Raw genomic sequence first — 22,269 nt, 5'->3', positions numbered from 1 at the left:
TATGTCGCTCCTAGCTAAAAACGAGAATGACATCAAAAAACCAAACAAACATTATGCTACTATACCGAAAATACTTTATAAAAAATATCTTACCGCTGCTTATAGTCGTTACTTTTTCAGTGACTAGTATAGTATGGATAACGCAAATATTAAAACTTTTATATTTATTTGATAAAGGTATAAAAGTTATAGACTTTTTCAGTTTAATAGTTTTAGTACTTCCTACTTTATTATTTATTCTGTTACCGGTAATAACGGTTATTACCGTGATCTATATCTATAATAATTTAAAAGTCGAGCGACAATTAATTATATTACAAGCTTCAGGAGTTAATAATGTACAGCTAGCACTACCTGCTTTATATGTCGCATTAATAGTTATGCTACTTGCTTATTATATATCTTCTACCATCCTGCCGTTATCTCATATAAACTTAAAATCACGTTTAAACTTTATAAAGAATAATTATATCTCAAGTATGATTGAAGAGAAAACTTTTAATAAAGTAACGAAAGATATCACTGTTTTTATAGATAAAAAATCAGCAGGAAATATTATGAACGGCGTAATAATATTTGATAACCGTAACGCTGATAACCCATCAGTAATATTTGCGGGTTCAGGTACTCTTAATATATATGATAATAGCCCGATTTTTGAACTTAATAAAGGCATAAGACAAGAATATGACATAAACGGTAATTTAACTCAGTTAACTTTCGATTCTTTAATGATAAAACTGCAAAATGATAATCCTTTAGTATCACAAAGAACTAAACATAATAAAGAAGTAAACGAATATTATATAAGCGAATTACTTGCCCCTCCTCATGATTTAGCTATTACTAAAAAAATTAAATTAATTGCTGAAGCACATCAAAGAATAATGTGGCCTTTATACAATTTTGTATTACCTTTTGTAGCACTTGCAGTTTTTTTGAGATATCCTTATAGCAAAAAAACAACTTTTATGCCGGTATTATTTTCTGCCTTAACAGTATTGCTAGTTACTTCAAGTCATTTTATATTACAAAATTTTGCTTCAAAAAATCTAGATTTTATTTTTGCTTGTTATTTCAATTTGGTTATTGCTTTAACGATCGGATTATATTTATTTGTACGTAAAAGAATATAAATTTATTAGACTACTTTATTCCAAGCTCCACGAGGATTTTGAGTAAAACAATCTATTTTGTTTTCCTGTCCGGTAAATTTATTTATTTTAACTGTTAATTCTTTTAAATCTTCCGGTAAATCGGTTATTATAATTATCCTTTTGAAAACTCTTATATACTCTTTTGCTTGTAAAATTTTTCCTATATCTGTAGGCGAAATAATAACAAGCACACTAGCATTATTAGGATTTTGTAACTCATCGGTAATATAAATCGGTTGTTTTTCAGGCTGCGGATCAAGTTTACTACCGTGAGGTATAAATTGCTTACGTGAATAAGTCCAAAGATTTTTATTGAGCATTTCTTGTTGATCTGCATCTGCAGTTAATATCACACTTTTAAGATCAGAGCGATAGCATTTTTCTATCAGAAGCAATATCGATTTTAGAAGCAATTCATCGCTTGTTTGATAAATACTAAATTGCTGCATAAAAATTTTATGTTATTTTGCATGAGAAAATTTAAGTGGTACGGATGAAGGGACTTGAACCCCCACGCCTCACGGCACAAGAACCTAAATCTTGCATGTCTACCAGTTCCATCACATCCGCGTATGGTAATGCCATTCCTGTAAAAAGGTGGCCTTGTTGCATGGATTCTATGTCATTCCTGCCTCTGCGGGAATGACATCAAAGTATTTCCATCAAAAAGTTATAATACACATCATATAATTTTTGTAAATCGCTAATTTTTGTGTATTCGTTTATTTTATGTGCCGTTTCAGATAATAAACCAAACTCTACTAACGGACAATAATTTTTGACGAATCTTGCATCCGACGTACCGCCACTTGTAGAGAATTCAGGCTTTATTTTAAGCGTATGCTCTACTACTTTAGCAAATTCTTTTATTTTATCGCTAGGGTTCTGAATAAAACTTTCAGCAGAACTACTATATTCTAACTTATAATCTACTTTATATTCTTTACAATGCTGTTTAATAATTTCTTCTACCTGTTTTGCTAAAGTTTCTGCACTATGTAAATTATTAAAACGTATATTGAAAGATGCTTCCGTACTTGCCGGAATTACGTTTGAAGTATTATTACTGACCTCGATATTCGTTACTTCAAGATTTGAACGTTGAAAAAATTCAGTACCTTCATCAAGTTTTATATTTGTTAACTCATTCAATATTATTATTAAGCAAGGCAATGGGTTATTTGCTTTATGAGGATAAGCTACATGCCCGCTTAAGCCTTCTATATTTAATTTAAAGTTAACACTTCCTCTTCTGCCAATCTTAATTGCATCGCCTATTTCTTTTTCACAAGTAGGTTCACCGACAATAGCAAAATTTATCTTATATCCTTGATCATAAATATATTGCAGCATTTCTTTAGTACCATGCTTTGCTTTTCCCTCTTCATCACTAGTAAGTAAGAAACTAACGGAACCTTTAAAATCGGTATTATTTTTTATAAAATCTAAGCTGGCAGCTAGAAAGCACGCTATAGCCCCTTTCATATCCACCGCACCTCTGCCATATATCTTACCGTCTTGCTGGCTAGCTTTAAATGGCCTCGCATTATGCCAAAGCTCATGATTGCCTGCCAGCACTACATCTACATGACCAACAAAGCAAATATTAGGCTCATTGCTACCAAAAACAGCATAAAGATTAGTGACTTGCTCACTTTTAGAATCACCGAATATTTTTATTTCGGTCTTAAAGCCGTGCTGTTTAAGCAAATCATTAATATACTCAATAGCCCCATCGCTCTTAGGAGTTACAGACTTAAAACCAATCAAATCTTTTAAGTAGTTAATGTACATCAATTATTGCCAAAGAGAATTTAATGTGGTTTTTAGTTTGTTTTCAAATTGTTTTATATAGTTTTTAAGGTTGTCAATCTTACTTTGTCAAGCTCTGTTACCATTTTTTGCTGTTCTTCAAGAGGTGGGATAGGAATTTGTAAATCCTCTAAATCTTTCAAATAAACGTGAGGTTGACCTGATCCAGCTTGCTTTTGGTATATTATATTTTGCTGAGATTTTAAAATATAATATAGATATTTAGTTAACAATAGTTTTTCATTAATTGAATAGATTACGTTACAATCTGAAGCCACATTGGTGAATTATGATACCAAATATATCCAGCATATGCTCCCGATGAAGAAATAGTGATTATGTTACCGTTAAAATTATATTGATTATGTGAATAAGGACTAACCCGACTAGCTGCTATTACTGGAATATCCCCCTTAATTGCAGTATTAATGTTAATCATTTTACCTTTTTTACATACTATTAATGTTGTATACTCCTTATGCTCAAGAGATAAAATATTACTTTTTAATTTATTGATAACGATATCGCCAAATTTAACAATTTCCCATTGTTTATTTATTTCAAAATAAGGATGCCAATTATCTATTATCTGTTTTGCCCCCTCTATTATCTTTTGATAGCTATTCAATTCTTCAATAATTTTCTGTTGTTTTTCTAGAGACAGAAGAGAAATATAAATTGAGTTTATATGTTCTATATTTAAACCAGGCTGAGCACCTTTATTATAAGCTAAGTTCTTATATTAATTTGATTTTGAATTATATCGCTATTTAAACAATAAAATAAATAAGATTGATGTACAAATATTCGGTTTCCCTCTAAAAATATAAACATGTTCATTAACCATTACTTCTATTTGCGGTAAAATTTTATCATCTACAAAACATACTTTACCCGTTAATTCTCCATCTTTACACATTAAAATATCATTATTTTTCACCAATCCTTTTTTTAGCTATTTGATAAAAATCGAGATCTATAAAAGGAATTTTAGATAAATTTAATTTTCCATCCTCGCCTGTTTAAATCATTTATACCGACAATTTTTCTTTTTTTATTGTCTAGATGTAACGCCGATATTTTTAACCTCATAAAACCAATATTCTTTTTAATTATTCGGTTTATGTGCATCGATAAAATAAAGTATTGACGTTTTTACTCCTGTATAAGGTAAAAAAGTACCTTGCGGTAGAGATATAACGAGTTGCAGCTTTGCTTTTGATAGTAAAAATTGACGAACAGCAGCGGTGTCTTTTCTGAATAAGAACCCTTCAGGTACTACCAATGCCATTCTACCACCCTCTTTTAAATTTTGTAGGCAATGCAAAACACAAGCAGCATCACCGTTATTTTTTGCAATGCCGTTATAAAAAGAGAAGTTATATGATTTTCTGTTATAGTTTTGCCGTTTTTGCTAGTTTTTTTAGTGATAGTTTGAAAAAATGGCAATTAGCAACAATTACATCAAACTTTAACTGCTGATCAGTTAAGGGTTAACATCATTAGGGTTCTCAAGACTATTTATTTGCTGAATTCCGCTATGTCCATCACCATGCAAAATCATATTCATCTTAGCGATTCTAGCGGTTTTGGTTAACTCTCGCCCATATGATGTATTAAATCTTAATTTTTCTACATCGGTATTAATTATATTATTTTCTTTGATATAATTAAAAACTTCAGTTAAGAACCCACCTGTACCTAAAAAGGATCATAAATTGTTTCTTTAAATTTAGGATCAACCAAATTAATAATGGTTTTAACTATATTTCTCGGTGTAAAATATTCGCCTAAATCATTTTTCCGTTGATGTAATTTTTTCTAAGAAATACTCCATCGCCTTTTATATCTTCATATAAGATATAATCCGGTCTTTTTCCGTTTAATCTTGTCTGTTCTATTTTTGATTTTGGTTTTTGGAAATAAACATTCTTTTTAGTATCATTATCTATATGCCATCCCTTATTTACAAGGTTATTGCTGATAATACATTCAATCCATTCGGTTTGCTGTTCTGCTAACATAAGAATTGCTTAGATATTTTTTTTGTAATTAATAATTATATCTTCTTACACTTATTATACAAGCTTATAAAAGTACAAAAAACAACTTTTTATCTCACTAAAAAATAAATTATTGCTATGGATTTATATAGATTTTTGACTTTCTTAATGAATTTAAATAACTTATTATTATGAGCTTGTTATAACTTAATATTAAAATCATGAGTATAAATAACCAGTTAAGAGAATTAATTAAATCAGGTACTTTTGCCGGTATATTATTAATTATTGCTTTTACCTTAGCAATAATTGTCAGCAATAACATTTTCCTAACAAAATATTATTCTTCTTTTATTTACAGTAAATTTTCTTTAACAATAGGAAATGTAAGTTTACAAACAACTTTTATAGAGTTAGTTAATGACGGTCTCATGACTTTCTTCTTTTTATTAATAGGTTTAGAGATGACATTTCACCTAGTAGAAGGTGAACATAAAAATAAAAAAACTAATATTACCTGCAGCGGCAGCCCTTGGAGGTGTAGTAATTCCTGTCTTAATATACATGTTTTTTAATTACGATAAACCGGGATTAATAAAAGGACGGGCTATTCCTATCGCAACTGATACTGCTTTTGTCCTTGGTATTTTATCTTTTTTCAGCCGACATATATCTTTAGAATTACGAGCTTTTATTATAGGTTTCTCATTAATTGACGATGCTTTTACGTTAATTATACTAGCTTTGTTTTATACTAAAACAATCAATACTCCGGCATTATTAATTTCCTCTATAATTATATTCATCTTGTTTATATTGAATTATCGACAAGTTAAACAATTATTTTATTATATAATTGTAGGTTTATTATTATGGATTAGTATGGTGGAGTCAGGTATTCACGATACTTTATGCAGAGCCATTATAGCACTTTTTATACCTGTTAATATAAAAGGAGAATTTAATACTTCTTTTAAAAAACTTGAAAACTTAACTCGTCCTTTTGTAAATTACTTTATTTTACCGCTTTTTGTTATTATGCTATTTTCATATCCATTTGTAAAATTAAACTCTGTAATTTACCAAGTGATACTTCATGGTTAAAATTTTATTCTATAGCTATACTTGGAGGGATTGGATTTAAAGTTTATTTATAGGTAGTATTACGTTTGAGAGCAGCTGCCCTTCAAACTCTATAAGAGCTGCAGTAATAATAGGCTCTTTAATTTCTGCATTATTTGGCGTAGCCGTTCTAAAATATTGTACTGGAAAAGAGTAAAGAAGCAAATTAAATGAGTATACTCATTAAATAACGATGATAGGATTTTAATAACACATCATATTTTTGTTTGGAAAAAACAGGATATGGTACTATATAGATATTATTAGAAGAAGAAATCGCTTTTTCAAGCTTATTTAGCATAAAAGGCATATTATAATTATGCTCTACTAAAATTATTGAAGTAAGATTGTAAGTTACAATAAAATCAACCGCTTTCTTAATATTATCTTCTTCAGACATTATTTTATTCGGAGCAAATATTACCTGCTGTTCTATAACATTACGTTCCTTTAACAAATTTTTTAATTGCTCTGTAGATTCTATACCAGTAATAAATAATATAGGTGCATAGCCTGCCTTAAGCCAAGCAATACCGGTTTCAATTTTATGTCCTTCTCCTGCAAACACTATTATTGCATTAGTGGTATTACTATTAAGCTTATAAGAATTTATTAAATATAAATAATAACCAAAACCACCGACCCAAAGAGCAAAAATTGTGAGTAAAAATTTTCTGATCATTTAAATATTTTATTAAATTCAGTTTGAATAATTTTATCAAATTCAGACATTTCAACATGAATCCCTAACTGATTTAAAGATGTTACTAAAGAATTTTCAAGTCCACAAGGAATAATCCCACTAAACTTACTTAAATCTGTTGAAATATTTATAGCTACACCGTGATATGTAACCCATTTTCTTACTCTAACACCTATTGCAGCAATTTTAGCAAATTCATCTTTCCTTACTTTTACCCAAATTCCTACTTTATCTTTAATAATATATGCTTTAATTCCAAAATAATTTAAGCTATTTATAATCCATTCTTCAAGCATTTTTATATATAGCTTTAAATCTTTGTGTCGATTTGGTGAAGCTAAATTAAGAATTGGATAAATAACACGCTGACCCGGTCCATGAAAAGTAAATTTACCACCACGTCTTGTGTAAATTACCGGAATATCACCGTAATTTAATAATTCTTCTTGTTTATAATTAGTACCAGCTGTATATACTGCCGAATGTTCAACTAAATAAATAATTTCCGGCTCATGATCACTAATTACTTTGTTAACGTAATCTTCCATTAATTTCAAAGTAACTTGATAATCCGCAAAATCTGGTATAGTTATAAATCTTATCATATTAATTCAGATTTATATTTCAATATTAATGCATCTAAAATTGCTATGGTTTCAGCATCCAAATCGCCAGAAAAATTACTAGGACGAAAATGCATTTGAAACGAAATTATAATATCTTTCATTTTAGAGTCTAAAATTTCGGTAACTTCAAGTTTATAACCGTATGTAATAAATTTTTGCTGAATTGCTGCAATATCGGTTATGTCGACTTGCGGCAATAGATCATTAAACGCCTGTTCATCATACCAAGCTCCAATATCGTTATCATATAATAGTTTCCAAGGAAATAGCGGGCCAGGGTCCTGTTTTCTACCTGGAGCAATATCAGAATGCCCAACTACTCTAGTAGGTTTAATATCATATCTAGCAATAATCTGTTTACACAAACTTATAACACTATTAATTTGCCTTTCCGAATAGGGTAGCCAAACTATATCATTGTTTTTTGCATTTACTTCAAAAGCAGGATTTACGATTTCAATACCGATTGATGTATCATTAATACGCTCATGACCTTGCCAGTAACTTACTCCAGCATGCCATGCTCTATCACGCTCTTCTACTAATTGAAATATATGTTCAGGGTTTTCATTGTTTATTAAATAATGGCTACTTAACTTTTCACCAGTTAGAAAATCTAAAGACTGCTTAAAATCACACTGTGTATAATGTAGCACTAGGAATTTAATACGTTTATCAAATCCCACAGCTCTATAAGATGTTTTATCGATTACTATCATATATAAAAAATTTAAAGGATGTCACTATTGTATGTTTTTTTCTATATAATTCTTGTGAAAGCTTGCTTGCATAGATCGGTAAATCGTCATTGCGAGAAGAATTACACAATAATTCGACGAAGCAATCTTAGGAAGTTTGTTATTATTTCATAAGATTGCCACGCAGCCTACGGCTGCTCACAATGACGATTTGGTATCTATATAAAGATAGTCCCAGTATGACAAGAAAAATTTTGATGGTGCCGGATATCGGATTTGAACTGATGACCTACCGCTTACAAGGCGGTTGCTCTACCACTGAGCTAATCCGGCATATTAATATGATTATAGAGAAGAGATATGTGTCATACCCGTGTCTTGACCACAATATCTAGAAAAATAACTTGTAACAGTCAAATTTACTAAATCCTGCACTCAAATAGCGGAATGACAGGGGCTGAATTAATCCACACAGTCAATGCCTGCTCACAATGACGAAAATACACTATAAACTAAGCTTCTTTAGCTTCCTTTTTACTTAGTCTAGCTTTGCGGTTTTTTGCTTTCACTTCCATTTCCTTTTTAACTTTCTTAGGAAGAGTAACACCCGCTTGCTCAATAAATTTTGCGACTCGCTCAGTTGGTTTAGCACCGGTGCCAAGCCAATATTCTATACGATCTTTTTTTAAAACAACACGCTCACTATTATCTGAAGCAAGCATTGGATCATAAGTTCCGACTTTTTCTAAAAAGTCACCGTCACGAGGTGCTGTTGCGTTAGCTACCACTACACGGTAAAAAGGACGCTTTTTAGCACCGCCTCTAGCTAAACGAATTTTTACTGCCATATATTACTTACAATTATTTTATTTTTTCTTCTTTAAAAAGAACATGTTTTCTAACTACTTTATCATACTTACGAAAAGAAAGCTTCTCGGTTTGGGTCTTTGGATTACGTTTCTTTACCCAAAAAACACCTGTGCCGGCAGTACTTACTAGCCTTACCAAAACATTTTTATTTTTCTTTGCCATTAGCTGACACCTTAAATCAAGACATTATTTTATTATTCTAAGAAAAGCAGAATAAAACAAAATTGAAAAATAGTCAAGTAAAAACTAGGCATTGCAAAATAAAGAGAGATAAGTCATTGCGAACGACTAAAAGGAGTGTGGCAATCTCGGGAAATTAAAACGAGATTGCCACACTCCTTTTAGTCGTTCGCAATGACGCCAATTTTTCAAATCAAACGAGTTACCGTCCAAATAAGCGTTCGATATCCTTAAGCTTCAACTCAATATAAGTAGGTCTGCCGTGATTACATTGACCTGAAAGCGGCGTATTTTCCATTTGACGCAGTAAGGCATTCATTTCATCTGCCGATAATTTTCGTCCTGCTCTAATAGAGTAATGACAGGCATAAGTTTCCGTTACATGCTCGATTAACTCTGTCAAAGCTATATTCTTGCCAAAATCCGATAAATGATCGGCGAGATCCTGAATTAACTTTTGTACGTTTACATCTCCAAGGATATTTGGAATTTCAGTTACTATAATAGATTTTTCGCCGAATTTTTCTAGAGTTAAACCGAGTTTATATAGTTTTTCTCTATGGTCATATAAACAATCTGCTTTTTTTTCATTTGGCAGTTCTACTATCTCAGGGATAAGCAAACGCTGTTTGATTAACTCTTCCGTTTTAAGGTAATCTTTTATTTTTTCATACCCTAAACGTTCGTGTGCTGCATGCTGGTTGGTAATCACTATACTATCTTCGGTTTGTGAAATAATATAAGTCGTATGAAGTTGTGCTTTAGCTGCCCCAAGTTTATATTGTTTACGGGTTTGCTGTTCATGTTCTATACGGTTTTCTACTTCTTGTTCTATTTTAGCATGTGATAATGTATCGATTAATTTTTGACAAACATGATTTTGAGGAACTGTATTAAGTGTAGAATGAGTAGTAGGTCTATAATCTGCCGATTTACTATTAACATTTATAACTTTACTTACTGGCAATTGTTTGTTAACTAAAGGATTTTTAAATAACTCAAGAGCATCAGAGTCGATAGTAGTAGAAGTAACATGGCTTTTATTTGTTAAAGCATTTTTAATTGCTTCTATTAATAAGTTTCGCACATAATTCGGGTCATGAAACCTAACCTCTGCTTTTGCCGGATGTACGTTAACGTCAACAAGTTGCGGATCGATTTGTAAGAATATAGCACATAGCGGATAACGATCACGAGCTAAATAATCTTGATATGCTACCCTTAAAGCTACCTGTAATAATTTATCTTTTACTGGTCTATTATTAATAAATAAAAACTGATCTTCACTTGAAGCTCTATTATATGTCGGGCTACTAGTATAGCCGCAAATAGAGAAATCAGGTGTTTTAAAGTCTATATAAGCAGCGTTTTTTATAAAATCATCACCTATTACATCAATTATACGCTGTTTTAGGTTAGTTTCAGCATCTTTATTTTGTCCCTTTAGTTTTAATAAATTCTTGCCGTCATGTGTTAAACTAAAAGAAATTTCAGGATGTGCTAGAGCGATTTTCTTAACCACATCTACAGTTGCTGCAAGCTCTGTTTTATCGGCTCTAAGAAATTTTAAACGTGCAGGTGTTGCGAAAAATAAATCACGTATCTCTATTTTAGTACCTTCATTATGAACAGAAATAGTAACTTGTTTTTCATTGCCGCCGATTAACTTAATCTGAAATGCTTTGTCGGCATCTCGTTTTTTAGAAGTAATTAGCATTTTGCTAATAGCAGCAATAGACGGCAGTGCTTCACCCCTAAAACCGAAAGTATTAATATTTAGAAAATCGCTTTCATCAAGCTTAGAAGTTGTATGACGTTCAACAGCAATTTCTAATTCCTTATCAGTCATACCAATACCGTCATCGGAAATAATGATTAGATTTTTACCGGCACGTTCTAAAATAATATCTATTTTAGTACTACTTGCATCAACAGCATTTTCAACTAATTCCTTTACTACCGATGCGGGCCTTTCTATAACCTCACCGGCAGCAATTCGGTTGATAGTACTTTCTGACAAAAATTTTATAGTCATTTTGTTACTAGTTTAAATTTCTTACTACAATATGGGCAGATAACTTCCTTTTTTTCTTTATCTATCTCTAAATAAACTTTCGGATGGTCATATGGAGGTTCTTTGCCCTGGCAAGATACAGATGCATCAACACTATTAACAATTTCCATAGATTTATACATTATTTCTTCAAGTGTAATCTAATATAAGTCACTTTTAAATAAAAGACAAATATTACTTGATTAAATATGTCATCCCGTGACTTGATCAGCTTTGTTGCATGATTCTAATTTTCTTGTCATTGTGAGGAAATTACGTAAGTAATTGACTAAGCAATCTAGTGCCAAAGTTCTAAGATTGCCACGCAGCCTATGACTCTGCTCGCAATGACGATTTAGCTGGCTGGTACAAGCCACGGTATGACAGTGCATATTTTATAAGGAGATAAAAATGAAAGACAAAGTAGCAGTTATTATCGGTTCTACTAGCGGTATCGGGCTTGAGATAGCAAAACATTTTGCAAAAACGGTTTTGCAAAAGAAGATGAAGTAGCCACAATTTCAGCAGAATTGAAAGAACTTGGGGCAAGGGCTGTATTTTATCAAGGAATAAATTTGGAAAAACCTGATGAAATTCATTCTATGTTTAAGAGGATAATAAAAGAATTCGGTAAAATAGACATATTAGTAAATAATGCAGATATTCAGCATGTTGCTGCTATCGATGAATTTCCTGAAGATAAATGGGAGCAAATTTTGCGTATAGATTTAATAGCATCTTTCTATACTACAAAATACTCAATACAGATTATGAAAAAAAACGGCTTCGGGCGAATTGTTAATATCGCTTCCGCTTATGCATATGTCGCATCACCTTTCAAGTCGGCATATGTAGCAGTAAAAGTACGGTATCCTTGGGCTTACCAAAACCATTGCTTTAGAAGTGGCTGAGAATAATATTACAGTTAATGCTATCTGTCCCGATTACGTCAACACACCATTAGTAAGGAATCAAATAGCAGATACTGCTAAAGCTAGACATATCATTGAAGAATCAGCGTTAAGGGATGTAATCCTTAAATCTCAAGCTACGAAAAAATTTGTAGAAGCTGATGAAATAGCAAACTTAGTAATATTCTTATGTGACAAAAAAGCATCATCAATAACAGGTAGTGGACTCTTGATAGATGGCGGCTGGACGGCACAGTAGTTTTTAATTCTTAATATTTGTTAGTTATTGAGAAATAACTAACAATAAAAACTTCTTGCAAAAATTTAATTTACTCCTTTACACTTGAAATAAACCACAATTTATTCAAGGAGGAATTTATGCCAGAAAAAAAACATCTACATTTTCAAACTGAAGAAACTGAATTAAATAGAGTAAAAATGCCAAATTAATTCATTTTAAAGATGAACTGGGCAGCCCCATAGATGGGCAATTAGTTATAGGAGAAGTTGAAGAAGTAAAAAAAAGAATTTTCTAGACCCGTAGAAGTTGAGGTAAAGCGTAATTTGGGTAAGTTTAAAAAAGCTCTAGCCTATCTTGGAATTATTAAAAATACGAAAAAAGTAGTAAGCAAAGAAGAGAAAATTATAGGTACCTATGAATTAGGCAAATTTACTAATGATAAGAATTCTATAGAGAACTTTTTGAACAACCTAGATTTCCATGAAGAAAAACTTTACGCATATGATCTTAGTGGTACAAAAGTTAGAGAAGTAGGTGATTTTGGAAAAGTAGTATTAGATGAGAATATTAAGCTTGATGAAACTATTCTTCAAAAAAAAATGGTAAATTCTTAGATTTAGAAGGTAAAGCTTTACAAAATCAGTTTATACAAAAAGGTAGCGGAGTTTACCATTTAAGTATTGCTACAGACGTAAAATATTTTGATAAAGATTTGAAGTATTAAGACTTCAAAAGATGTTACGAATCTTAACACAAAGCCCGTAAAAAGTGCTCTTAAAGGTAGCAGAGAAGCTGCAAAAATAGGAATTCCGGTAGTTCCCACTAGAGGATAACTAGGTTATAAGTGCTTGACCATTATAACGTGTATATTATAATAGTTATGACCAAATTAATATGTACGTTATAATATTCATAATAAATTATGACTATTATTTAGCCTTTTGCATGTCTCTAATATAGCTTGTATTTGAGCTTGTGTCTCAAAAGTCATTTGGCTCTAATTCTAATGCTTTGTTGTATGATTCAAGAGATAAATCGTATTTGCCTAATTTTTCCAAAGTAAGACCTTTATTAAGATGTGCTTTATAATCATTGATATTTAATTTAAGTGCTGCATCAAAAGCTTTTAATGCTAAATTATATTTTTTAAGAATTCCTAAAACTATTCCTTTATTCACGTAAGTTCTAAAATCATCAGGATTAAGCTGTATTGTTTTATTATACATTTTAATAGCTAAATCATATTCTTCTATATTAAAATATATATTTCCTTTATTAAAGTATATTACAGGCTCATTCGGTTCTAGCTCTAATGCTGTATCATACGATCTAATAGCTTCTTCATATTCCTGTAACGCATCTAAAGCTAAACCCTTATAAAAATATGCTTTAGCGTCATTAGGATTAAACTCATTTCCTTTATTTTATGCTTCAAGTGCTAGTTCGTATTTTTCAAGCTTTCTTAATATTTCTGCTTTATTGTTATAAGCATAAGGATGACTTGGATCTATTTCGATTGCCTTATTATAAGCTTCTAAAGCTAAATCGTATTTTCCCAACTGAATTAATACCGCTCCTTTATTAAGATAAGCCTGAAAATGATTAGGGTTTAGTACAATTGCTTTGTTATAAGCTTCAAGGACCAACTCATATTTTTCAGGAAATCTAAGTCCCAGTATTCTTAGTCTAAATCCATATCCAATCACCACAAGAATTAAAATGCCGACAATTAAATATTTATACTACATATGTTAATTTATAATATTATAAATTACACTTTATAAATGATGTAACTTGTCTATAATAACTAATTAGTAATTAAGTTATTTAAAGCTCGATGAATAGGTCTAAGTTCATTTTTTTATCTGCTATTTCAGGTAATGTACTCGAATATTATGATTTTACGGTATATTCAGTTTTTTCGCTGATTATTGGACAAGTTTTTTTTCCAGGCGAATCAGAATTCATTAGAATTCTTCTAAGCCTTGGAGTATTTGCGGTTGGCTTTCTGACAAGACCGATAGGAGGCATATTATTCGGTTATATCGGTGATAGATACGGTAGACGTATCGCTTTAATAATCTCGATGCTAGGTATGACTATTCCGACCTTTATTATGGGTCTCATACCCTCATATGCAAGTATTGGGATTTATGCCCCTATAACTCTAGTTATAATGCGGCTTATTCAAGGTTTATGTATTAGCGGTGAAGGAACGGGAGCGGCTATTTTTATCCTTGAACATCGTCAAAATTTAAGACCGGGTTTTACGGCAGGTTTAGTACATGGTTCAAATATCGCCGGTACCTTAATTGCAACATTTATCGGTATTATAATAGAACGTTATTTCTCTCATATAGATTTTGCTTGGCGTTTTGCTTTTCTGCTTGGCGGATTTATGGGTCTTGCAGGATTTTACTTGCGATTGCGTGTATCGGAAACACCGATTTTTAAAATGCTTGAGAAAAAGAAACAAGTTCTTAAAGCACCTTTTTCCAATGTAATTAGAACTGCTTGGAGATCGATGTTTTTAACTATGTGTATAGGTGCTATCGCTAGCAGCGTTATGTATTTAGTAAAAACATATATAAATGTTTTCTATTATAATGTAATGCATCTTAGTAATACTATTGCTTTATCATATTTAGCGTATAGTTCGTTTATTGCGATGATAGCGATGCCGCTTGCCGGCGGTACTTCCGATATTATCGGAAAATTTAAAATGGCAATGCTTGTTGGTGTTGCTATCTTGATATTGATTTTACCGACCATGTTACTTATGTCGAAAGAAGAGATATGGCAACAAATTATAGCTCTTACAATACTTGGTATGCTCGCAGGAAGCATAGCAGGTACAGCTTATATACTCGTTATATCCTTGTTTACGGCAGAACAAAGATTTACCGGTGTTGCTTTCAGTTACAATTTTGCAATAGCGATATTCGGCGGAACTTCACCTATTATTTCTCGTTGGCTTGTAGAGCGCACAGGCTTATTTTATGCTCCGGCTTTTTATATTATGATCATTGCTGCCGTATTTTTAGTGATTATGTATATGATGAGGAAAGTAATTAAATCGTTGCTTAATAATTATGAACATAGAAAATAAAGAAATAACAAGTAGTTGGTTTACTAATTTACGTGATTTATTGTGCAAAGAATTTGAAAAAATCGAAGAAGAATATGCACAAACCAAAGGTTTAAAACCAGCTAAGTTTATACGCTCAAGCTGGCAACGTAACGGTGGCGGTGGCGGTATCATGTCTCTCATGAAAGGAGAAGTATTTGAAAAAGTCGGGGTTAATATATCTACCGTATTTGGTGAATTTTCTCCCGAATTCCGCAGCGAAATTCCAGGAGCAGAGCTAGACGGGAAATTCTTTGCAACAGGCATTTCATTAGTCGCACATCTTAAATCGCCGCTAATTCCCGCTATGCATTTTAATACTCGTTATATAGAAACTTCTAAAAGTTGGTTTGGCGGCGGTGGCGATTTAACACCTTTTTATCCGGAAAAAAACGAAACTGTAAAGTTTCATGCAGCTTTTAAAGAAGCGTGCGATAAGTATGATTCTAGCTATTATCCTAAATTCAAAAAGCAATGTGATGAATATTTTTATCTAAAGCATCGAAAAGAGCCGAGAGGAGTAGGCGGAATATTCTATGATTACTTAAATAACGGTAATTTTGAACAGGATTTTGCCTTTACACAGGACGTAGGTAAGGCTTTGTTGTCGGTATATCCTGAAATCGTTAGAAGTAAGTTATTTTTACCTTGGACAGCTGAGCAGAAAGAATACCAGCTTATAAGGCGAGGTAGATATGTAGAATTTAATTTGCTATATGACCGCGGTACTAAATTCGGCTTAATGACCGATGGAAATGTCGAGGCAATATTAATGTCATTGCCACCTGAAGTAAAGTTTAATTGACTTTTTTAAAATCATAACCGGAATGGCAAAATGCTATTTCGGTGTGTTGAAACTTCTGTAAAAAGTGAGAGTATTTTCCACAAAACCGATGCAATCCTTGGTTTATAGTGAAATACATTGAATTAGATGATATTTATAAGAAATATTTTATTTTTTTAAGGATATAGCGAATGCCAACCCATTTACGATATGAGATATATTATTTAAAAATTAAAAAATGTCACCTAATTCAATGCATTTCACTATAACAAAAATTTTTACTTTGTAAGTTTAGGCGGGAAATAATGTTCTGTTGAGATTACTTTTTTACCAGTTTTATTTTCCAAGGCCGTTTTAGCGTTTTTAGCTATACTTCCTCCTTTTTACCTGCAACCTTATTTTCTTCCATTCCTGTTGCATTATTAGTTTCTGTTACCTGACGAGTAGATAATTCAGCAAGAGAAGTAAAAATTAATTCTGCTTCATTCATGTGATCACGTAAATTTTGATTTGTTAAGCCCTTTATATTTTTGTGTTCTTTAGTTATACCAGCCCATTCTTGATGAATAATATTAGTTAATATAGCAAATTCATTCTCTTTTGTTACTTCATGGTTTTTCCAAGTAATCAGTTAATTTATTTCGTGTTTCCTGCCCCATCATACATTGTTAAATCCATTTCTCGCTACGACCGTGTCGTTTCCAATTATCCCTTGCTCTATCAATTGACTTTTCCGGATCAGAAATTTCTTGAATCCTCTCATAACCGACTTTAGCAAGCCATTGTTTAAACGGTTCTGCCTTTGGAGACGGAATAGATGTATAATACGAAGTAATGACTCTGTATTTGCACAGTCTGTTATATATTTTTTCCATCTGTGGCAGTTAATTTCAGTCCGTGACAATTTGTCACGACCTCACTTTTTCTTCGTTTAACCTTTGTTTTAGTTTTATCCAATAAGCTCCAGGGTCACTACTATCAGTCAATGCTCCTACTACGTCGACTACTGAAAACCACCATTTGTTATTATGCAAAATTCTTCTAATGGTTTTATCTTTAAAGATTACTAACTTATTAAGTTTATCGCTATTATTCATAATGTTCCATATTATTTTTTATGAATTATAGGTATTCTAAATAAATTTTACAACTTACATTAGAAATAAAAAATCCTTTAGATAAATAAACTATTAGTTAAGTTATAGATTGACTTTTAAAGGAAGTTAGGTATAAGCTTTAACTGAAATGTTAATCCTCGACCTTATGGTCGGAGGATATAGGCATGTCCAGAACTTAAAAGCAATGCTTTAAGCAAAACCTATTATAGCTGACTTTTGGCATTTTTGCTAACTCCCTGACCACCAAGGGTTTATTTCTCTTCGGTGGTTGAAACTTAAGCAATTTAAGTTTAATTAATCGGGAGTAACTACATATCCAACCAAACTAACAAGAGCCTACCTGAACTTGTAGCAGAGTTTACTTCAAAAGAAAATTTAGAAATCCTAAAAGTTGAGATAGCAGAGTTGCTAGAAAGACCTTTGAAAAAGAGAGATATCAACGCAATAGAGAAAACGCTTAGCAGAATTAGAAGCAACATTTGGTATTGCTAAAGTATAGATTAGCAGACATTGTTTTATTATGTCATTCCTACTTTCCTTTCACGGAAAAACATTGCCGGCATGGATCGGTTTTAACATCATTATGAGGAAATTACGTAAGTAATTGACGAAGCACAATTTCAAATAAAAAAAGTATACTAGTCAAATGGTTTCACTATAACCATAATTACTGCAACAATCATGCAAATAGCCGGAATCTCATTAACTATGCGATAAAATTTTTCTGAATGGACATTCTTACCATTTGCAAAATCTTTTCGCCATCTTGCAAGTAAACCGTGAAATATCACTAAAACTAATACTGCAAACATTTTAACGTGAAACCAAGTATCAAGAGCAACAAACCCGTAAATATGAGCATTTATTAAACCAAAAATAAATGTGCTAATCATTGCCGGATTCATAATGAATCTGAGTAATTTTAGCTCCATTACTTGTAAAGTACTATCTAGCTCACTACCTATTTTAGCTTTGATATGATAAACATAGATTCTAGGTAAATAAAGAAGTCCTGCCATCCAACATATAGCAGATATCAGATGGACTGACTTAAACCATAGATAGTAACTTGCCATTCTTTTCCTTATTAACTTGTTAATTTACACAAACATTTAGTAAATTCGTTTGGACATATTCTTGTACTAGAGCTACTCATAACTAAATTAGTATCAACCTTATTAATAAATCGTAGCAATATATTTGTCAAACTATTAATAAAAATTTTATTTGTTCCAAGTGTCGGAATTCGGGTATATTGAATTTCATATTTATCTGCGATTAATTTATATTCAATATCAAGCTCTACTAGTGTTTCAACATGCTCGGATACAAAGGATATAGGTACGATAATTATGTCTTTTTTTAACTTTCCTGCTAGCTCTATTTCGTCTTCCGTATTCGGTTTTAACCACTCTATAGGTCCTACTCTACTTTGATAAGTTATCTTATAATCTAGATCTTTTATATTTAATTCTTTAACTATTGCTTGTACTGTTTCTTTTATCTGAAAACTATAAGGATCGCCTGCTTTTATTATTTTTTCGGGTAATCCGTGAGCAGAAAATAATATACGAAAATTCTTATCGTATAGTTTTTCTTTAATTAATGAAACATGGGCTTTTATAAAATCTTTTTCTAGAGGATAACAGCAAATTGTTTTAATTGGAATATCAATATCAAGGTTTTGTAAAAAATTTTTAACCGATGATCCTGTCGTGGTACTTGAAAATTGAGAATATAGAGGCAATAATATTACTTCGCTTGGATTATATTTTTTTATTTGACCTATTACTTCTTTAGCAAATGGTGCTGAATATCTCATATTTATAAAAATAGCGAAATCTTCTTTTATAAGTTGCTTTAGCTTTTCGGTTAGTACTAATTTCTGCTCCTCTGTTTCCTGAAGTAAAGAAGATTTACCACCAATTAAAGAATAAATTTTTTGAGATTTTTTCTCTCTAGTAATAGAAATTATTTTAGCGATAATATAACGCAAAGGATTTGGTAGATTAATTATAGCTTTGTCATAGAATAGATTAAATAGAAAAGGCTTCACTGATTTAAGGTCTTTTGGACCGCCTAAATTAAAAAGTACTATTGCTATTCTTTTCTTCATATAACCTAACATATTTTGTCAAAAATTCTACATTTTCCGTAGGTGTTTCAGGCAAAATACCATGTCCTAAATTAAAGATAAAATTCTTTCCTTTCATTGCCTGAAGAATTTTACAAGTTTTTTCTTTAATAATTTCTTTATTAGTTAATAATACAACCGGATCTAAATTACCTTGTACTATTACTTTATCACTCCACTCTTTCATTTTTTCAAGAGGGACCATTTGATCTACGGCTAAAACATCTATCGGTACTTCTTTTATAAATTTTTCGTACAATAATCCTGCTCCTTTAGGAAAAGTAATTATAGGAGTTTTTGGAAAAACTTCTTTTACTTTTAGTACAATCTTTTTTGTCGGCTCTATTACAAATTCAGTAAATTCCTCTTCTGCAAGTACTCCTGACCATGAATCAAAAAGCTTTAAAACATCTGCTCCAGATTTTGCTTGATTTATAAGATGATCAGCTGTTTTTTCCGTAATAAAATTTAATAATTCTTCAGCAAGTATTTTATTTTCATATATGAATTTTTTGCTCGTTTTAAAATCCTGTTTTCCTTTTCCTTCTAGCATGTAACTCATCACTGTCCAAGGACTACCTGCAAATCCTATTAAAGAAATGGGGGATGGTAATTCTTTTTTTACTTTTTTTATTATTTCATAAACCTTTTCTAATTTATCATTCGGATTGATTTGCAGATATTTAAAATCTTCTTGTGATTTGAATTGCTTTAATATAGGCCCTATATTTTCTTTAAAATCCACTTCCCATCCAAGAGCATGAGGTAAAACTAATATATCGGAAAAAATAATAGCTGCATCAAATCCATAACGTTTTATCGGTTGTAATGTTACTTCCGTTGCTTTGCTAACATCATAACAAAAATCTAGAAAATTTTTTGTTGTTTCTCTTACTTTTTTATATTCCGGCAAATATCTACCTGCTTGACGCATAAACCAAATAGGTATTTTATTACTATTTCCTTTTAACGGATTTATAATTTGCTTCATACTATTACTAAAAATATTAAAATAATGAATATATTTATTATTTATTGTTTATGTAAATAGAATTATGTAGATTAAATGTTTTAAACAGAGTTATCAACAAAATTTTCATTAAAATTTTCTTAAAAATATAGGCATTTTAAATTATTATTCACATAAGTTTGTAATGAATTTATACAAGTGGATAATTAAGTGTAAAATTCATTTATAGCTTAGAAAAGACTATTTTTTCAAAGAAAAATGATATTTATTCACAATTTTATCCACAAACTATTTATTTAAAAGAAAATACACTAGATTTACTTGATTTAATAAGGATTTGAGGAATTTTTTAATAGGTTTTAATAGGAAAAATAATAAGTTATTAAAAAATTTATCCACAATTACATGTGTAAAGTATGACAAAGCTAATTATTCACTTAGTTTCAGACTCTTCCGTGCAAACTGCAAAATATGCAGCAAATTCTGCCCTTACACAATTTACTTCCTTAAAACCAAAATTATATCATTGGCCAATGATTAGAAATTTGGAATTGCTAAATGAAGTATTAAGTAAAATAGAATATAAACATGGGATAGTATTATACACTATTGCTGATCAAGAACTCCGAAAAGCTTTAACGAAATTTTGCTATGAATTAAAAATTCCATGTATTTCTGTAATAGGTAAAATTATTAAAGAAATGTCTGTTTTTTCAGGTATTGAAATAGAAAAAGAACAGAATTACAATTATAAATTTGATAAAACTTATTTTGATACACTTAATGCCATAGATTATGCTATAAGACATGATGACGGACAAATGCTTAATGAATTATCAGAGGCTGATATAATATTAATAGGTCCTTCTAGAACTTCTAAGACACCGACTTCCGTATTTCTAGCGTATAACGGTTTAAAAGCTGCCAATATTCCTTATGTTTATAATTGCCCCTTTCCTGATTTTATAGAAAAAGATATAGATCAATTGGTAGTAGGACTCGTTATTAATCCAAATAGGTTAATTGAGATAAGAGAAGCTAGATTAAATCTATTACAAATTAACGAAAATAAAAGCTATACGGATTTTAATATAGTACAAAAAGAGTGCTTAGAAGTCAGAAAAATTTGTGATCAAAGAAATTGGCCGGTAATTGATGTGTCGACTAGATCAATAGAGGAAACAGCAGCTTTAATAATGCGAATATATTATAATAGAAAAAATAAATATAATAAATAAAAAGATTTTCATTATTTACAAGTAGAAGTCTGTACTTTATAATTTTATTTATAAATATAGATGTTGTCCATATATGGCTTTTATGTCATTCCCGCTTTTAACAGCCTTATTGCATGACTCGTTTATGTCATGCAATAAGGCTGTTAAAAGCGGGAATGACATAAAAGCCATATGACAATGCTACAAAAACATAGAGGAATTTATGGCAAATAACGTAATGGATAGCTCTTTTAAAAAGGAAGTATTAGAATCGGATTTACCTGTACTGGTTGATTTTTGGGCAGAATGGTGCGGACCGTGTAAAATGTTAACACCGATAATAGATGAAATCAGTAAAGAATTACAAGGCAAAGTAAAAGTACTTAAAATGAATATTGATGAAAATCCTAACACTCCTTCAGAATACGGTATTCGTAGTATTCCAACGATAATGTTATTTAAAAATGGTGAACAAAAAGATACTAAAATAGGTTTGCAACAAAAAAAATCTCTTTTAGATTGGATTAATAAATCTATTTAATA

General features: G+C 31.0%; 29 protein-coding genes, 2 tRNA genes and 4 pseudogenes. 9 read left to right on the top strand and 26 right to left on the bottom strand.

Annotated features, from left to right (window positions below):
• The first annotated feature begins 53 nt into the window (after positions 1-53).
• The gene (locus GCO76_RS05200) at positions 54-1,136 is read left to right on the top strand and encodes an LptF/LptG family permease (protein ID WP_410956388.1); all 1,083 of its coding nucleotides are present in this window, start codon (positions 54-56) and stop codon (positions 1,134-1,136) included.
• Positions 1,137-1,141: 5 nt separating this feature from the next.
• Here the strand turns inward: GCO76_RS05200 and GCO76_RS05195 are convergent, their stop codons facing one another.
• From GCO76_RS05195 to GCO76_RS05155, 9 genes and pseudogenes are all read right to left on the bottom strand, one after another.
• On the bottom strand, positions 1,142-1,606 hold the full coding sequence (locus GCO76_RS05195; RefSeq protein ID WP_410956387.1) for a DNA polymerase III subunit chi: 465 nt from the start codon (positions 1,604-1,606) through the stop codon (positions 1,142-1,144).
• A gap of 36 nt (positions 1,607-1,642) precedes the next feature.
• A tRNA-Leu gene (locus tag GCO76_RS05190) sits at positions 1,643-1,727 on the bottom strand.
• Positions 1,728-1,805: 78 nt separating this feature from the next.
• Positions 1,806-2,951 (bottom strand): succinyl-diaminopimelate desuccinylase, encoded by a 1,146-nt coding sequence (dapE, locus tag GCO76_RS05185; protein WP_410956386.1) that lies wholly within the window; start codon positions 2,949-2,951, stop codon positions 1,806-1,808.
• 53 nt (positions 2,952-3,004) lie between these two features.
• A complete protein-coding gene (locus GCO76_RS05180) occupies positions 3,005-3,202 on the bottom strand; it encodes a restriction endonuclease subunit S (RefSeq protein ID WP_410956385.1) in 198 nt (65 codons plus the stop codon).
• A gap of 23 nt (positions 3,203-3,225) precedes the next feature.
• Positions 3,226-3,597, bottom strand: a complete 372-nt coding sequence (locus tag GCO76_RS05175) for a restriction endonuclease subunit S domain-containing protein (protein WP_410956384.1) — start codon at positions 3,595-3,597, stop codon at positions 3,226-3,228.
• Between the two features lie 101 nt (positions 3,598-3,698).
• Positions 3,699-3,909, bottom strand: a pseudogene (locus tag GCO76_RS05170) (restriction endonuclease subunit S domain-containing protein).
• Between the two features lie 168 nt (positions 3,910-4,077).
• A pseudogene (locus tag GCO76_RS05165) lies at positions 4,078-4,617 on the bottom strand (HsdM family class I SAM-dependent methyltransferase).
• 53 nt (positions 4,618-4,670) lie between these two features.
• Positions 4,671-4,736: a hypothetical protein gene (locus GCO76_RS05160; RefSeq protein ID WP_280641706.1), complete on the bottom strand. Its 66-nt coding sequence runs from the start codon at positions 4,734-4,736 to the stop codon at positions 4,671-4,673.
• Between the two features lie 23 nt (positions 4,737-4,759).
• Positions 4,760-4,993: a hypothetical protein gene (locus GCO76_RS05155; protein WP_209445212.1), complete on the bottom strand. Its 234-nt coding sequence runs from the start codon at positions 4,991-4,993 to the stop codon at positions 4,760-4,762.
• A 200-nt stretch (positions 4,994-5,193) separates the two neighbouring features.
• Between GCO76_RS05155 and GCO76_RS05150 the strand changes: the two are divergent.
• Positions 5,194-6,076, top strand: a pseudogene (locus GCO76_RS05150) (Na+/H+ antiporter NhaA).
• A gap of 36 nt (positions 6,077-6,112) precedes the next feature.
• On the opposite strand, the gene GCO76_RS05145 reads toward GCO76_RS05150, so the two are convergent.
• From GCO76_RS05145 to GCO76_RS05105, 9 genes are all read right to left on the bottom strand, one after another.
• Positions 6,113-6,259, bottom strand: coding sequence for a hypothetical protein (locus GCO76_RS05145; protein ID WP_198913042.1), 147 nt, complete (start codon positions 6,257-6,259; stop codon positions 6,113-6,115).
• Between the two features lies 1 nt (position 6,260).
• The gene (locus GCO76_RS05140; protein WP_410956383.1) at positions 6,261-6,776 is read right to left on the bottom strand and encodes a YdcF family protein; all 516 of its coding nucleotides are present in this window, start codon (positions 6,774-6,776) and stop codon (positions 6,261-6,263) included.
• On the bottom strand, positions 6,773-7,402 hold the full coding sequence (gene lipB / locus GCO76_RS05135) for a lipoyl(octanoyl) transferase LipB (protein ID WP_410956382.1): 630 nt from the start codon (positions 7,400-7,402) through the stop codon (positions 6,773-6,775). Before lipB ends, GCO76_RS05140 begins: the two co-directional genes overlap by 4 nt.
• Positions 7,399-8,142 (bottom strand): N-acetylmuramoyl-L-alanine amidase, encoded by a 744-nt coding sequence (locus tag GCO76_RS05130; RefSeq protein WP_014014932.1) that lies wholly within the window; start codon positions 8,140-8,142, stop codon positions 7,399-7,401. The genes lipB and GCO76_RS05130 overlap by 4 nt, the downstream gene beginning before the upstream one ends.
• Before the next feature lie 237 nt (positions 8,143-8,379).
• Positions 8,380-8,454, bottom strand: a tRNA-Thr gene (locus tag GCO76_RS05125).
• Positions 8,455-8,633: 179 nt separating this feature from the next.
• Positions 8,634-8,969, bottom strand: coding sequence for a 30S ribosomal protein S16 (gene rpsP, locus GCO76_RS05120; RefSeq protein WP_014121177.1), 336 nt, complete (start codon positions 8,967-8,969; stop codon positions 8,634-8,636).
• Between the two features lie 13 nt (positions 8,970-8,982).
• The gene (gene rpmG, locus GCO76_RS05115; protein WP_004997072.1) at positions 8,983-9,153 is read right to left on the bottom strand and encodes a 50S ribosomal protein L33; all 171 of its coding nucleotides are present in this window, start codon (positions 9,151-9,153) and stop codon (positions 8,983-8,985) included.
• Positions 9,154-9,373: 220 nt separating this feature from the next.
• On the bottom strand, positions 9,374-11,206 hold the full coding sequence (gene mutL, locus GCO76_RS05110) for a DNA mismatch repair endonuclease MutL (protein WP_410956381.1): 1,833 nt from the start codon (positions 11,204-11,206) through the stop codon (positions 9,374-9,376).
• On the bottom strand, positions 11,203-11,367 hold the full coding sequence (locus tag GCO76_RS05105; RefSeq protein WP_008579257.1) for a zinc-finger domain-containing protein: 165 nt from the start codon (positions 11,365-11,367) through the stop codon (positions 11,203-11,205). Before GCO76_RS05105 ends, mutL begins: the two co-directional genes overlap by 4 nt.
• A 387-nt stretch (positions 11,368-11,754) precedes the next feature.
• On the opposite strand from GCO76_RS05105, the gene GCO76_RS05100 reads away from it, so the two are divergent.
• From GCO76_RS05100 to GCO76_RS05090, 3 genes are all read left to right on the top strand, one after another.
• Entirely contained in the window at positions 11,755-12,135 is a 381-nt protein-coding gene (locus tag GCO76_RS05100) for an SDR family NAD(P)-dependent oxidoreductase (protein ID WP_410956380.1), read from the top strand.
• On the top strand, positions 12,128-12,394 hold the full coding sequence (locus tag GCO76_RS05095) for an SDR family oxidoreductase (protein ID WP_410956379.1): 267 nt from the start codon (positions 12,128-12,130) through the stop codon (positions 12,392-12,394). Before GCO76_RS05100 ends, GCO76_RS05095 begins: the two co-directional genes overlap by 8 nt.
• A 305-nt stretch (positions 12,395-12,699) precedes the next feature.
• Positions 12,700-12,990 (top strand): hypothetical protein, encoded by a 291-nt coding sequence (locus tag GCO76_RS05090; protein ID WP_410956378.1) that lies wholly within the window; start codon positions 12,700-12,702, stop codon positions 12,988-12,990.
• Between the two features lie 366 nt (positions 12,991-13,356).
• Here the strand turns inward: GCO76_RS05090 and GCO76_RS05085 are convergent.
• Both GCO76_RS05085 and GCO76_RS05080 read right to left on the bottom strand, forming a co-directional pair.
• Positions 13,357-13,785, bottom strand: a pseudogene (locus GCO76_RS05085) (tetratricopeptide repeat protein); the annotation flags it as partial.
• Positions 13,786-13,800: 15 nt separating this feature from the next.
• The gene (locus tag GCO76_RS05080) at positions 13,801-14,085 is read right to left on the bottom strand and encodes a tetratricopeptide repeat protein (RefSeq protein WP_410956377.1); all 285 of its coding nucleotides are present in this window, start codon (positions 14,083-14,085) and stop codon (positions 13,801-13,803) included.
• A 128-nt stretch (positions 14,086-14,213) separates the two neighbouring features.
• Here GCO76_RS05080 and GCO76_RS05075 point away from each other — a divergent pair, with 128 nt between their 5' ends.
• Positions 14,214-15,485, top strand: a complete 1,272-nt coding sequence (locus GCO76_RS05075; protein WP_410956376.1) for an MFS transporter — start codon at positions 14,214-14,216, stop codon at positions 15,483-15,485.
• Positions 15,469-16,308: an oxygen-dependent coproporphyrinogen oxidase gene (gene hemF / locus GCO76_RS05070; protein ID WP_410956375.1), complete on the top strand. Its 840-nt coding sequence runs from the start codon at positions 15,469-15,471 to the stop codon at positions 16,306-16,308. Before GCO76_RS05075 ends, hemF begins: the two co-directional genes overlap by 17 nt.
• A gap of 346 nt (positions 16,309-16,654) precedes the next feature.
• Here the strand turns inward: hemF and GCO76_RS05065 are convergent, their stop codons facing one another.
• The 6 genes from GCO76_RS05065 to hemE form a co-directional block, all read right to left on the bottom strand.
• A complete protein-coding gene (locus tag GCO76_RS05065; RefSeq protein ID WP_410956374.1) occupies positions 16,655-16,777 on the bottom strand; it encodes a hypothetical protein in 123 nt (40 codons plus the stop codon).
• Between the two features lie 178 nt (positions 16,778-16,955).
• Positions 16,956-17,162, bottom strand: a complete 207-nt coding sequence (locus GCO76_RS05060; protein WP_410956373.1) for an NYN domain-containing protein — start codon at positions 17,160-17,162, stop codon at positions 16,956-16,958.
• A 33-nt stretch (positions 17,163-17,195) separates the two neighbouring features.
• Entirely contained in the window at positions 17,196-17,384 is a 189-nt protein-coding gene (locus tag GCO76_RS05055) for a BRO-N domain-containing protein (RefSeq protein ID WP_410956372.1), read from the bottom strand.
• Between the two features lie 659 nt (positions 17,385-18,043).
• The gene (hemJ, locus tag GCO76_RS05050) at positions 18,044-18,481 is read right to left on the bottom strand and encodes a protoporphyrinogen oxidase HemJ (protein WP_103897412.1); all 438 of its coding nucleotides are present in this window, start codon (positions 18,479-18,481) and stop codon (positions 18,044-18,046) included.
• 11 nt (positions 18,482-18,492) lie between these two features.
• The gene (gene hemH, locus GCO76_RS05045; protein WP_410956371.1) at positions 18,493-19,533 is read right to left on the bottom strand and encodes a ferrochelatase; all 1,041 of its coding nucleotides are present in this window, start codon (positions 19,531-19,533) and stop codon (positions 18,493-18,495) included.
• A complete protein-coding gene (hemE, locus tag GCO76_RS05040) occupies positions 19,490-20,530 on the bottom strand; it encodes a uroporphyrinogen decarboxylase (protein WP_410956370.1) in 1,041 nt (346 codons plus the stop codon). The genes hemH and hemE overlap by 44 nt, the downstream gene beginning before the upstream one ends.
• A 395-nt stretch (positions 20,531-20,925) precedes the next feature.
• Between hemE and GCO76_RS05035 the strand changes: the two genes are divergently transcribed.
• Both GCO76_RS05035 and trxA read left to right on the top strand, forming a co-directional pair.
• Entirely contained in the window at positions 20,926-21,747 is an 822-nt protein-coding gene (locus GCO76_RS05035; protein ID WP_410956369.1) for a pyruvate, water dikinase regulatory protein, read from the top strand.
• A gap of 202 nt (positions 21,748-21,949) precedes the next feature.
• Entirely contained in the window at positions 21,950-22,267 is a 318-nt protein-coding gene (trxA, locus tag GCO76_RS05030) for a thioredoxin (RefSeq protein WP_014408103.1), read from the top strand.
• Positions 22,268-22,269 lie beyond the last annotated feature (2 nt).

This window comes from Rickettsia koreansis (genome assembly GCF_046532895.1).
In the GTDB taxonomy this organism is placed as follows: domain Bacteria; phylum Pseudomonadota; class Alphaproteobacteria; order Rickettsiales; family Rickettsiaceae; genus Rickettsia; species Rickettsia rickettsii.
This window is presented reverse-complemented; position numbering and strand designations above follow the sequence as displayed.